This window comes from Hymenobacter cellulosivorans, assembly GCF_022919135.1.
Lineage (GTDB): Bacteria > Bacteroidota > Bacteroidia > Cytophagales > Hymenobacteraceae > Hymenobacter > Hymenobacter cellulosivorans.
In genome coordinates this window covers 3,362,688-3,375,313 of sequence record NZ_CP095049.1, presented here as the reverse complement: position 1 = coordinate 3,375,313, position 12,626 = coordinate 3,362,688, and the positions used below count along the sequence as shown (strand labels likewise).

The 12,626-nt window shown below is 58.1% G+C and carries 7 protein-coding genes and 1 tRNA gene; 2 read left to right on the top strand and 6 right to left on the bottom strand.

The genetic code is table 11. The features are described from left to right. The first annotated feature begins 268 nt into the window (after window positions 1–268). Window positions 269–979, top strand: a complete 711-nt coding sequence (locus MUN80_RS14345) for a GAF domain-containing protein (RefSeq protein ID WP_244714016.1) — start codon at window positions 269–271, stop codon at window positions 977–979. A 22-nt stretch (window positions 980–1,001) separates the two neighbouring features. Here the strand turns inward: MUN80_RS14345 and MUN80_RS14340 are convergent, their stop codons facing one another. Further along, window positions 1,002–4,502: a PAS domain S-box protein gene (locus MUN80_RS14340; RefSeq protein WP_244714015.1), complete on the bottom strand. Its 3,501-nt coding sequence runs from the start codon at window positions 4,500–4,502 to the stop codon at window positions 1,002–1,004. A 337-nt stretch (window positions 4,503–4,839) separates the two neighbouring features. Between MUN80_RS14340 and MUN80_RS14335 the strand changes: the two genes are divergently transcribed. Then, window positions 4,840–5,340, top strand: coding sequence for a hypothetical protein (locus MUN80_RS14335; RefSeq protein WP_244714013.1), 501 nt, complete (start codon window positions 4,840–4,842; stop codon window positions 5,338–5,340). 63 nt (window positions 5,341–5,403) lie between these two features. On the opposite strand, the gene MUN80_RS14330 is transcribed toward MUN80_RS14335, so the two are convergent. The 5 genes from MUN80_RS14330 to MUN80_RS14310 all read right to left on the bottom strand — a co-directional run bounded on the left by MUN80_RS14330 (window position 5,404) and on the right by MUN80_RS14310 (window position 12,538). Then, window positions 5,404–7,245, bottom strand: coding sequence for a sensor histidine kinase (locus tag MUN80_RS14330; protein WP_244714011.1), 1,842 nt, complete (start codon window positions 7,243–7,245; stop codon window positions 5,404–5,406). 423 nt (window positions 7,246–7,668) lie between these two features. After that, window positions 7,669–8,148, bottom strand: a complete 480-nt coding sequence (locus MUN80_RS14325; protein ID WP_244714009.1) for a hypothetical protein — start codon at window positions 8,146–8,148, stop codon at window positions 7,669–7,671. A gap of 484 nt (window positions 8,149–8,632) precedes the next feature. Beyond that, window positions 8,633–9,736: a TlpA disulfide reductase family protein gene (locus MUN80_RS14320; RefSeq protein ID WP_244714007.1), complete on the bottom strand. Its 1,104-nt coding sequence runs from the start codon at window positions 9,734–9,736 to the stop codon at window positions 8,633–8,635. 1,566 nt (window positions 9,737–11,302) lie between these two features. Next, a tRNA-Ser gene (locus MUN80_RS14315) sits at window positions 11,303–11,390 on the bottom strand. 65 nt (window positions 11,391–11,455) lie between these two features. Next, window positions 11,456–12,538: an asparaginase gene (locus MUN80_RS14310; RefSeq protein WP_244714005.1), complete on the bottom strand. Its 1,083-nt coding sequence runs from the start codon at window positions 12,536–12,538 to the stop codon at window positions 11,456–11,458. Window positions 12,539–12,626 lie beyond the last annotated feature (88 nt).

The following is a 12,626-nucleotide window of genomic DNA, read 5'->3' as shown; positions in this document are numbered from 1 at the left end:
GGTTAATGAAATCACAACAAATAACCAACAAATTATTACCCGCCTGCCCCGGCGCAAAAAACGCGGGAGTACTCTCGGTTAGAGAAAACGCGGGGCTGCTCAGAACCCCTCAGACGCGAGCTGCTCCCCTCCCACCGCGGCACAGAAGAATCTGGTGGCTACCCCATGCTGCTGCCACCTGCCCTGTGGTACGCGTTGGTAGAATATTTGCGTTTTTATACTACATTGACTTAATTATAATAACGACCGATCCGCTTGCTAGACTCTTATGAATGTCAATCTTATTCCTCCAAACGAAGCAGCTAGGCTCCGGGCCGTGGCCCGTTACCGCAGCTTGGGCAACCTGCACGAGCAAGTATTTGACGAGTTAGTAGCCCTGGCTGCCTGCCTATGCCGGGTTCCTATTTCATTTTTATCCCTGGTCGAGGCAGAGTCGGTCTGGTTTCGCTTCACGGCCGGCTGGCTTGGCGCCGAGCACCTGGCCCGCGACTACAGCCTGTGCTCCGTAGCCATTCTGCAGGACCACGCCACTATATTCGAAAACCTGCGCAAAGAACCCTGCCAGCTGATTCAATCGGCGGAAATTGAGCTGCTCAACCTGCAGTTCTTCGTGGGTATTCCGCTCAAAACACCCGATGGCTTCAACATTGGCATTCTGGCCATTGCCGATCATCACCCCCAGCCCATTAATCTCGAAGACCAGCGGCTGCTGGAAGCCTATTCCCGCCTCACGGTCGGGCTGCTGGAGCTATATCGGGCCGCAGCCCAGAGTGTGCCCATCGCCACTGACATCTACGAGGCAGTAGAAGATTCCGTCCGGTGGATGCAGACGCTGAGCGCTACGCTGACGCGGCTAACTCCTCCTTCGCCGGAAGAAGCTAGTCGGGTAAAGCAGGCCATCGAACAGGAAGCCCGGGACATGACCCAGCGGCTGCGCCAAGTACTGGGCCCGTGGCAATCCTCGGTGGGTGCCGCCTAAAACAGCCTGAGCGTGGGGCACGCTACCCGGGCCCCACGCTCAGACGGGCATCCTGCAGCTCCACGTTCAGGTGGCCAATCAGGCGCTGCAGCACGTGGCTGGTACGGTCAATTAGGGGACTAAGGTGGGCTTGGTCGAAGGCACCAGACCAGGTATCAAGCTGCTGTACCACGGGCAGAATCAGGTGTACCTGTAGATGCTCCAGACTGGGCTTGAGCTTGTGGGTTGTGGCCCGCAGCAGCTCGACATTCTGGGTTTGCTGAGCCTGACGCAGGTCGCGCACGGCTTCCTGGGCGCCTTCTACAAACGATTCCAGCATCAGCACCGTGAAATCCGGGTCGCCCTGCCCAATCTGGTAAATCAAGGCCAGGTTATACAGCGGAGCGGTCAGAGCCGGGGCACCCGGCTCCTGCACGGAGTTGCCCACCAGGGGTTCGCCCAGGGTCCAGTAGCTGATGACTTTTAGCAGATCGTCCTCCTGAAACGGCTTGGAGAGGTAGTCGTTCATGCCGGCGCGCAGGCATTTTTCCCGTTCGCCCTTAATGGCATTGGCCGTAAGGGCAATGATGGGCGTAGTCAGGCGCAGCTCTTCGCGGAGCTGGGCGGTGGCTTCCAGGCCGTTCATAATCGGCATCTGCACGTCCATCAGTATCAGGTCGAAGGCCTGCTGACGGGCTAGCTCCACGGCCACGGCACCGTTTTCGGCTTCCGTAACGTGCAAGGCTGCATTTTGCAAAAAACCCTTGGCAATCTGCCGGTTGAAGGCATTATCCTCAGTGAGCAGCACCCGCTTGCCACGCAGCCGCTCCCGGATATCGGCGGTAATAGGAGCTTTTTGGGGCAGGTCCTTTTCCGCTCCTACGGGCAGCAGCAGCGTGAAGGAGCTGCGGGTGCCTTCGTTTTTCTGGCTGACAATAGCAATTTCGCCGCCCATCAGGTTTACCAGGCTACGGCTGATGCTCAGCCCCAGACCCGTGCCCCCAAACTTGCGGGTCACGGACGAGTCTTCCTGGCTGAATTCCTGAAAAATATTGCCCAGAAAGTCGGCGTCGATGCCAATACCAGTGTCGGCTACGGTGAAGCGCAGCTCCACATGCGCGGGCGTTTGGCGCGCCAGCTCACAGGTAATGGATACCTCCCCTTTTTCGGTAAACTTAATGGAGTTGCCGGCTAGGTTCAGCAGCACCTGGGTGATGCGGTACGGGTCGCCGAGCAACACCGGGGGTAAGTCGGCATCGGCCTGAATCAGGAAGCGCAGACCCTTTTCCTCGGCCTTGAAGTGCAGGCTCTTTTCGATTTGCTGGAGCAGGGTCGTCACGCTGAAGCCAATCCGCTCGATAAACAACTGGCTGGCCCCGATTTTAGACAAATCCAGAATGTCGTTGATGATGACCAGCAGGTTTTCGCCCGAGGTGGCAATGGCCCGCAGGTAGTTTTGCTGCTCGGCGTCGAGCGGCGTTTTGGCCAGCAGCTGCCCCATGCCCAGAATGGCGTTCATGGGCGTGCGGATTTCGTGGCTCATGTTGGCCAGAAACAGCTCCTTGCTGCGCGCCGATTCCTCGGCCGACTCCTTGGCCGTGCGCAGGTTGTGCTCCAGCTCTTTGCGGTCGGTAATATCGAGGGTGATGCCGATGGAGCCGTACACTTCCCGGGCATCATTGTAGACCGGGGCGGCGCTGATAAGCAGCCACTTGCGCCGCCCGGCTTTGCTGGTAATCGTCAGCTCATAAGTGTCGGAGATGCCCCGGGCCCGGTCGGCGTTCTTTTGCATCAGGAGCTGCATATCCTCGGCACTGACCACCCGCTGCATGGCCTGCTGGTGCAGGAACTCGTCGAAGGCAAAGCCGGTAATGTCGCAAAAGGCCTGGTTGACGTAGGTTATTTCCCCATCCATGTCCATTTCCACCAGCCCCAGCTTCATGTATTCGATAATGCTGCGGTATTTTTCCTCGCGGCGGCGCAGCTTGTCTTCACTGTTGTGCCGCTCGGTGATGTCCTGAAACTTCCACAGGTAGCCGATGTACTGGTCGTCGATGTGAATGGGCACAAAGTCGCCCTGCAGGGTACGGCCCTGCTTCAGGGCGAAAATTTCACCCGTGACCAGCTGCTGCTGCTCAATCAGCTCTGCGTAGCGCGCCACGAAGTCGGCCTCGTCGCGGAAGCGGTTTTTGGCCTGCTTCCCAAACTTGCGGGCATCGAGGCCCACGAGCCCGGCGGCAGTGGTCTGGCTGTTAAACAGCCGACAGATGGCGTCATTGGCCAGCACCACCCGGTGGTGCTCATCGACCAGCAGAATGCCTTCCTGAAAGTTGGCAATGGTAGAAGAAAGCCGCAGCCGCGAGGCTTCCAGGGCGGAATTGGCCGACTTGATGGCCGAAATGTCGGTATGGACGCCGGTCATAATCAGCGGCTTACCTTCGGCATCAACCTTGGTAACCAGGCCGCGGGTCAGCACCCACTTATACTCCCCGTTCTGGCAGCGCAGGCGGCGCTCTACAGAGTAAATGGGCTCTTTGCCCGCCAGATACGCGTCTGAGGCCTGCAAACTGACGGCAATATCATCGGGGTGAACGTGAGAAAGCCAGCTTTGGTGGTCTTGGGCAAATTCTTCCTCACTGTACCCCAGCATGGCTTGGTACGCGGCCGAGAAATACTCTTCGCCGGTTTGGTAGTTGAATTCCCAGGCCCCGTCGCCGAACCGCTCCATGGCCAGCTGCCAGCGCTGCTCATTGGCCCACAGGGCTTGCTCGGCCTGCTTCAGGGCCGTTACATCTACCAGAATTCCGCTGTGCAGGCTGCCATCAGCATCGGAGAGGGAGCGGACGGCCGTACCGCGGCACCAGCGTAACGGTTGCCCGGGCACCAGCAGGCGGCCCTCAAAGGACCAGCTGTCACCCTGCTGGCGGGCCTGCTGCATGGCCGCTTTCCAGCGCGGCCGGTCGGCGGGGTGAATAAACTCCTCAAGGGACTGCTCCGGGGTGAGTACGATGCCGAAAATATCCCGCAGGCGCGGGCTCACATACACCAGACCGGACGGCTTGCCGTGGTTTTCGCGCCACTGAAACAACACGCCGGGAACATGCTCGGTTAGGTACCTAAACCGCACTTCACTTTCGGCCAACGCCTGTTGGGTTACCTTGGAATCAACTAGCCGCTCCAGCAGGGCCACAAACCGCCCAGGCGCGGCCGTCGGCGGCAGGGGCTGCACCTTGACCCGCGCCCATTGGAACGAGCTGTTGGAATGCGGCAGCAGGGCCTCGTAGCGAAACGCGGCCTGGGCACTCAGCTGCTCCCGCAGATAGGCAGCCGGGACCCGGCCCGCACCGCTGCCCCCGAGCACGGTCCAGGCGGCCTGCTGGCGCAGCTCGGCGGGTGAGTAGCCTACCAGCTTAGTCAGGCCGGCATTGCTCCACAGAATATTCCCTTGCTCATCAAGCACCGCCACCGCGTCGAAAACCTGTTGCACCAACTGCAAGTCCGTCTCCCAGGGATACGTGGAGTTGATAGAAAATTGCTCGTTCACAATAATCGTCGGATGGGAGGTGTAAGGGCAAGTAGCATAATTTTCCCGAACCCTCGATACTATAGATTTCAGCCCTGCGGCACCACAACCCAGCCAGCCCGTATGCCCTACCGCTACCCTGGCGCCCGCCCACAACCGGCAACACCAATAAGTAGCTACTGCTCAGCCTTTCTGCAAAATTAACAACTAACCCGGAATCTGACCAGGCTTCTGGGCAAAAGCCGGTGGCAACCAACCCGGCCGGGCTCGAAGCGCCGGGAGAAAAGTAAGTGAAGCGGCTTGCAACTATTCGGACCGGGGTACACTCTTAGCTGAGAACAACAACTACTAACTGGCTATGAAAACGACGTTATATCCGCTGCTGATGGGCCTGCTTCTGCTGGGCGCCACAGCGTGTGAGGAGGAATCGGCCACCCCGGAAACGCAGCCCGAGTTTTTTGTAAAAGCCCAAAAGGCTGGCCAAGCCTGGACCGTGCCGGGCTCGGGCGTGTATGTGCGCACAACCAAGAAATTTCACGTATACGGAAACCAAAACCAGGCAAACATGCCCGAAGCGTACCTGCGGCTCGATTTCGAGGCACCTACGCAGGGCACCACGGTAGCAGCCCAGGCCGAATGGTTGGAACTGGTGGGCGGCGACGTAATCGTGGACAACTATTCCACGACCGGGGTAGCCGAGCCTTCCAGCGTAGAAGTTACCCGACTCGACACGGTACAGCGCGTTCTGGAAGGCCGCTTCCAAACTACCCTGCGCCGGGACCAGCGCTGGAGTACGCGCGGCGAATTGCTGCCCTTCAGCAATGGCTCCTTCCGCATCCGCTACACCGTCGTCCAGTAAAGCCAGGCCCGCCACGCAGGCTCATTGCCGGGCTTTTTGCCTTATAGCCGCAAGGCTGGCTAGTTAGACCGAGCCTACTGCCGGTGGGTTGCCTGGTGGCGAAGTGCGGTGCGGAATCCGGATTCGAACCTGGGTGCCGCAGTTGGGCGAAGAATCAATCCTGAGGTTGCCGCCCAGCAGTTTTACCCGGTCGGTGAGCATTTGCAGGCCCATACCCTGGGCTGGCTTGGTCTCAGGGCTAAACCCGCGCCCGTTGTCATCGGCCCAGAGCTCCAGCCATCCGGCTGGCGCGCGCAGGTGCAGGGTAGCTTCCGACGCCTGGGCATGCTTGACGATGTTGTTGGCCAGCTCCTGGGCCATGCGAAAAAAGGCCAGCTCCAGCGCTGGTGGCAGCGTGGGCACCGCGGCTACCTCACTCGTAAAGCGCAGCTGCGGAGTGGTAAAGTCGCGGCAGATACCCTGCAAAGCCACTACGAGCCCGAAATCCTCAAGCTCGGTGGGAATGAGTTGGTGCGAGAGGGCGCGGGTTTGCCAGATGGCCGCGTGCAAGAGCTGCGTAATCCGGTTTTTGCGCTCCCGAAAGACCGGCTCAGCGGTGGTGGCAGTCAGGCCGTCGAGGTGCAGTTGGGTGGCGTAGAGCTGCTGCCCCAGCCCGTTGTGCAAGCTTTCGGCGATGCGGCGGCGTTCGGCTTCCTGGGCCGCCAGCACGGCGTTGGCCAGCTGTTGCTGCTGCACGCGCTCTAGGCGCAGCAGCTCGGCCGTATCCTGCTTGCGGGCCGTGATATTCTCCACGGTGGAAGCCGCTCCGTCGCCGAGCTTAACGGCCGTCCAGCGAAACCAGCCCTGAAATCCGTCGCCGTCAAAATAATGTTCCATGTCCAGGGGCTGACCGGTTTCGACAGTGCGCATTACTCCATCGAAGAGCCCAACGGCGCGGCTATGGGGCCAGTCGACGAGCATGCGTCGCCCGATGAGGGGGCCATTGGCTTCTACCTCCGCCGTTTTATTGGCCTGCACTACTTCGAAGTCGATGATGCGGCCGGCCGCGTCGCGGATGCTGCGCAGCACGTGCAGGGCCAGCGTAGAGCTGTCGAATATGGCCTGCAGCCGATCTTTGCCCGCGCGCAGCTCCTGTTCCAACTGCTTGCGGGTGGTAATGTCGAGGGAGGCATTGATTAGCCCGTCGCCCAGGCGGGCGTAGGACACGTCGAGCCACCGGATCTGGTCCTGGAAGTGGTGTTCCAGTTCTAGGTGCTGTGATTCCCCGGTTTCGATAACCTGGGTGATGATTTGCCAGACTGGTAAGTTCCGCAGCTCCGGCAATTGGGTCGACATAAGCTGCGGGCTAGGGATCTCAGGCAACTGCATGAGGGCAGTGGAGGCATGGTTTACCGCTACGGCGCGCAGGTCGATAAGCTGGCCCTGGGCGTCGCGCACGGCCTGATAGTAACCCAGTTGCAGCGGCACGGCTTCAAAAATAGCTTCGAGCTGGGCGTAGGCTTGCTGCAGCTCCTGCCCGGCTTGCTTGGCGGCAGTTATATCTTCAATGGTGAGCAACAGGCCGCTTTCCAGCGGCACACCGGTCCAGCCAAACCATTGCTGCCGGCCCGCCGCATAGTACTCCAGCCGCCAAGTTTCGGCCTGAGCCGCCGCCTGCCGCAACTGTTGGCATAGATCCGCCGGCAGCACGGCTTCCAACGCGTGGCCCAGCAGGGCCTCCGAACGGTGGCCGAGCAGTTGCTCGGCCGCAGGATTCACCAATTCCACCACGCCTGCCGCACCGAGGACCAGCACCGCGCCGGGCAGCCTGTAGAGAACCTGCAGCGGCAGCGCGGCCGGCCGCTGATCTGCCAAGCCGTGCTCGGGCGAAAGAAAAGAACTATCAGGCAGGGAGGAATGCGGCATACAATGGGAAAAGTGCCAATAGCACGGCGGAGGAGCTACTGAAAAGTTGCCGGGTAGTGAAAAAGCAACTACAAGCACGACGGCAAGTTGTTTAACCCACTGGCTGAATAGCGAATATAACTCAACATTGCGTAATGCCGAGCTTACTCCGGCGGGCTTGCCCCACATTTCTGTGGGTTGAATTGCCGAGCTGAACCACGTTCCCCCTGCCGCACGCTGGGCTACCCGGGCTTGTTGACAGCCCAAGCCACACCGAACCTAATTTGGCCAGCGGCATTGACTTTAGAGCTCTAGCTCCTGAAAAACGGCGCCGGTTTGCAGGCCGATTAAAAGCAAAAAGCCTGCTTGCGGCTTGCAAACGGGCTTTACTGCAGAGAGGATGGGACTGCTCCTTGTATGTGGTTGCTGGCCCAACGCGTTAGCCTATTCGCTCCTCGCCGTGCGGACAGGCTTGCGCATGTCCTCTTGCAATCGAGCCAACTCCTCGTTCACGGTTTCGGTGAAGCACGTGCGCATGGTGACTTGGAACCGCGACGCGCGGTCGTTGTAGGGATGAAAGCTGCCGTTGTAGTAGGTCTCGGCGGGTGTGGTAGAATCCGGATACCGGCCCGCGCCGGGTTCCACCAAGACGAAATCCTTCAGTTCGTACTTGTAGCGACCCGCGCGCACTGAGATCGTGGCGGTGTAGCGCAACTCACACAGCAGGGCTTTCCCGCCCCAATCGTAGGCAAAGGGGCGGGCAGCGGTCGTGCGCACCACTTCTGTATCGGGACCAGTGGCCAGGACCGGGACTTGGCCAGCCGACGCGGCCCGCTGGGCCCACGCGCGCGCTCGGAGAACCAAGTCCGCCTGGCTGACGCCGGCGACCGGCACGACCGCCGCGTACGCAAAGCGGTGCGTCATGGGGTACAGGCGCCCGCCCAGCGGGGCTTGCCCCCAACCCGCGCTGGGCAAGCCGACGAGGCCGACCCACAGCAACCACCGGCGGCCGGCAAATACGGAGCAATGCTTCATTCAACAGGGCGTAAAGTGCGCAAAAAAATGGCTCGGTCCTCTCCAAGGACAATCAAGGACAATAAGGCAGCCACGGGGTGATCACAAGCTACCACTTTTTCAAGGTCTGACCGGCCCTATTCACGAAAACGGACGGAAGATAATTGAGCGTTTTAGAGGCCGTGTGAAAATGCAACCACTCCTGCGCTTATCTGGATAGGGTCCCTTACCATAAGGGGCGTTTTCGGATAACTCTCGAAATAAGGACGGGCTTGAGCCTCCTTCCAGGGCGCGGCCAGCTCGGTACTTTCCCAGGATGATAAGTTTATTTCTTGGCCTATCCCTGCTGCCCATTTCGGATAAATAGATTACCTCAACCCAAACTGGGCTGTGCCTATTCAATAAATTGCGCTAGTGTGGTTTGTAGTTTTTCCCCATGTAGGTCAATCGCCACGATGTTGCCCATCGGGTCCACCAAAAAATTCTGTGGAATGGCTTGCACGCCATACAGGAGAGCAGCCTGATTCTTCCAGCCGCGTAAATCCGACACTTGCGTCCAGGGCAAGTGATCATCGGCAATCGCTTTCACCCATTTCGTGCGGCTTTTCTCATCGTCCAACGAGACTCCAAGAATCTCGAAGTTTCGGCCGTGATAGATATTATAAGCTTGGAGCAGGGCGGGGTTCTCTTTACGGCAGGGGCCACACCAGGAGGCCCAGAAGTCGATCAGAACGTACTTACCACAGTAATTCACAAGCGATACGGGCTGACCATCGGGTGTAGGCTGGGTAAACGCAGGGGCGGGAGTGCCGGTAAGATCACCAGCAGGTACCGGCGCGCGCACTTGAGTTGCCTGTAGCCCTTGGAGCAACTCGCCATATCGGCGGCCGGGCTCACTGTTACGCAAGGCGGAGCTGAACGCTTCATAGAGTGGAGCAACCTCGGCATACTGGGGCTGCTCGACCTGATTGAGTTGCCAGAGCACATACAGGCTCATCCACGAAGAAGGATTCGCTTTGATAAAGGCCTTTTTAGCTTGGATATAAGCTTGTAGTTGTTCTTGGGGGGCGGTTTTTGGCTTGCTGAAAATAGCGTCCTCTATTGTGTGCAGCTGCTGATAGTCTGCGGTGAGAGAGCCACCCGTGATGTGCGCGTTGCGGAGCGAATCGGAACTGGTGATGACCACCGGGCCGGGCTCTAGCATGACCGTCGTTCGGTCGGGCGACTTAAAATACGCCCCTTCCCCGTGTAGCTTGTCTCGCCGTTTGCCCTGACGCTCCAATACCAACTCGGCCGGGAAGGGCAGATCCGTGGTGCCTTTCAGCTCGAATTTCCCATTTCGTAGCCAGGCCGAATCCACTCGTGCGCCGTACATCAGGTAAACTTTGGCTGGAGCGTCCAACCGGCCAATCCTCCCTTTTACAACGAATGGGTAAGACGGTTGCGCACAAGCCAAGCACGGGGCTAGCAACAGGGAGCTAAGCAGTTTTTTTCTCATGGTACAGTGGCAAGGCGAGAGCAAGGAAGGGGCTAAAAGCAGGTGTTGCTTAACACCATCGGCAACAGAAAAGAAGCTAGCATTAAGCTATTTACGTTCTATATACGGCCATTCACAGCATGTAATTCACGCCCTGCAGTGTTTAGGCAAACGGTCGAAATATCAGAACGAACTTTTGCCAAAACGGCCATAACATATAGTTATTTCACCATTAGATTGCGAATTAGCAGAACTACCGAGAAGATACCTGCTATAGAAAAGTAAAACACATTAACTGGATAGGATAGCTCGAAAATATACAGGTATAATAGACTTAATCCTATACTGGCAAGGGCGAGCAACCTTGTGATTGACAGGGATAAAGGCTTGTGAAATACTTTAACTACCTCACTCAGAAATACAATAGGCAGCCAAATGGCCTCAAGCCAACAATTGCCTGTTGCGTAGTAAATAGTAATATGTTCGGGCTCACAGTCTATTTCTTAGTAAAGTTCAGCGAAACGATTGTTCCCCCGAAAGGAGCGTTTGTCCATTGCTTGTTATCGAACGTAATAGCTAATAAAGGCGCAGCGTGCTGTGTCGGTCTCATTAGCAAAAGGGACAGGGCCTTCCACCTTAGTCACGAGCCGGTGTGGGGTGAGTTGTAAGATGGTCCAATACCCGCCGTCTCTGTTCTCCAATCGGATGGTGTCGCTGTGCCGCTCGTAGGGCCACGTCTCCATAGGTTCGCCCCCATCCCGGTACAAGTGAATGGCCTTGCTGGTGATGACCATGCTGCCTAACGCTTTCCCCTCCGCGGAGTCACGGCTAATGAGCTGGTGTGCCGCGTTGTAATACCGATACGCCGTACCGTAATTACGCCAAGTTCCTTCCAGTAAAGGCACTGAGACCACTTCATCGCTACTTGGTGTACAGCCGACAACCGTTCCCAGCAGCAGGCAGCAGTACTGCATCGTGAGGGAGATGTTCATGTGAGAGTGTTCTCGTTCAGGAAAACGGTCGTTTAGGTTACTAGCCCTTCATCACACCGTAGCGCCCGTAAATTGCAGGCGTTTATGGGCTCGCACGGTGCGTTACCCGGTAGGGAGTGCAATTCCTTCGCCGGTTGCCAGCTACACCGTAGACCAGAGCTGAACGTACACGCGTGCATAATTCACCCCCAAAAGTTAAGTCCCGGCTGGGGCCCGGGGCATTTCATCAGAGCCCGGCAATATAAGTTCTGCAGCTATGGCTAATGTCCATTGAAGATATCAACGGTATCGATGCTCTGGTAAGGAGCCTGGAATTTAGGGTACTTAATCATCCTTGCCAGAGCCCCTACCTTTTGCCGGTTTTGCGGCCTATTATTTACAAAAAGAAAGGCCGCCACATCTCTCGACGCAACGGCCTTGCCCATGGATAGGAGCTGGCAACTACTTACCCAACGGGCAAGGCAAAGATAATCTATCGGCTCAAAATTAAGCCGATTACCGCGCACGGTTATATATCCATACAGATGGCGTGTACCCCTACGCGTACCCCAGAAAAGCAAAAACCCCGCCTGCGTAATGCAAACGGGGTTTTATGCAGAGAGGATGGGATTCGAACCCACGATGACCTTTTGAGCCATACACACTTTCCAGGCGTGCTCCTTCGACCACTCGGACACCTCTCTGGGTCGGTAATCGGGTGCAAAGTAACGGCCCTTTTTCCGGATACACAAGCCCGGAGGAGCCAGAATTAGCCTAAAGATATTTCGCCGCGCAGGTCCTGGGCCAGCAAATGGGCTGTTTCGCGGGGGCTGCGGTTTAGGCCCAGCACAAACATGAGCTTGGTGATGGCGGCTTCGGTGGTGATGTCCTCACCGCCAATGATGCCCAGCTCAGTGAGTTGGGAGCTGGTTTCGTACTGCCCCTGAATCACGCGGCCTTCCTCGCACTGGCTCACGTTGAGAATCTGTACGCCGCGGGCGTGGGCATCGCCGAGGCAGCGCAAAAACCACGGCGCGGTGGGCGCATTGCCCGAGCCGTAGGTTTCGAGCACGCAGCCGCGCAGGTCGTCGACCTCCAGCACGGCCCGCACGATCCGCTCGGTGATGCCGGGAAACAGCTTTAGAATCACGACTCGCTCATCGAGGTGCTGGTGCACGCGCAAGGGCGCAGAAGGCAGATGGCGCACCTGCATATCGTCGAATTCCACCTCAATACCGGCCCGGGCCAGGGGCGGGTAATTTTCGCTGCGAAAAGCGTTGTACTGCTGGCTTTCCACCTTTTTGGCCCGGTTGCCGCGAATCAGCAGGTCGTTGAAGAACACGCATACTTCAGGCACACGCACGGTGCCGGCTTTGGCGTGCCGGGCCACGGCAATGTCCAGGGCCGTTATCAGGTTGCGGCGGGCGTCGGTGCGGATACGACCCACGGGCACCTGGGAGCCGGTAAACACCACCGTTTTACCCAGATTTTCGAGCAAATAGCTCAACGCCGCCGCCGAGTACGCCATGGTATCGGTGCCGTGCAGCACCACGAAGCCGTCGTACTGCGCATAATTTTCCTCGATAATGGCGGCCAGCCCCAGCCAGTCGGTGGCCGTCACGTTCGACGAGTCGATGGGCTGGGGCAAGCTCAGCACCGAAATATTCATGTTGAGCTGCCGCAGCTCGGGCATTTTCTTGCGGATCTGCTCGAACTTCATCGGCACCAGTTCCCCACGCTTATTATACTCCATGCCAACCGTGCCACCGGTATAGATAACCAGCACCGACGTAGCGGGCCGGGTACCGTGGCCGGCCGGCGTAATATCAACCAGGGAAAGGGTAACGGGCATGTCGGTTAATGTGCGAATGTGGTTGAGTGGGCTAATGCAAAACCTGGGTCCTTGCGAGGCACGGCCATTCCACGCAGCAAGCGGCGTC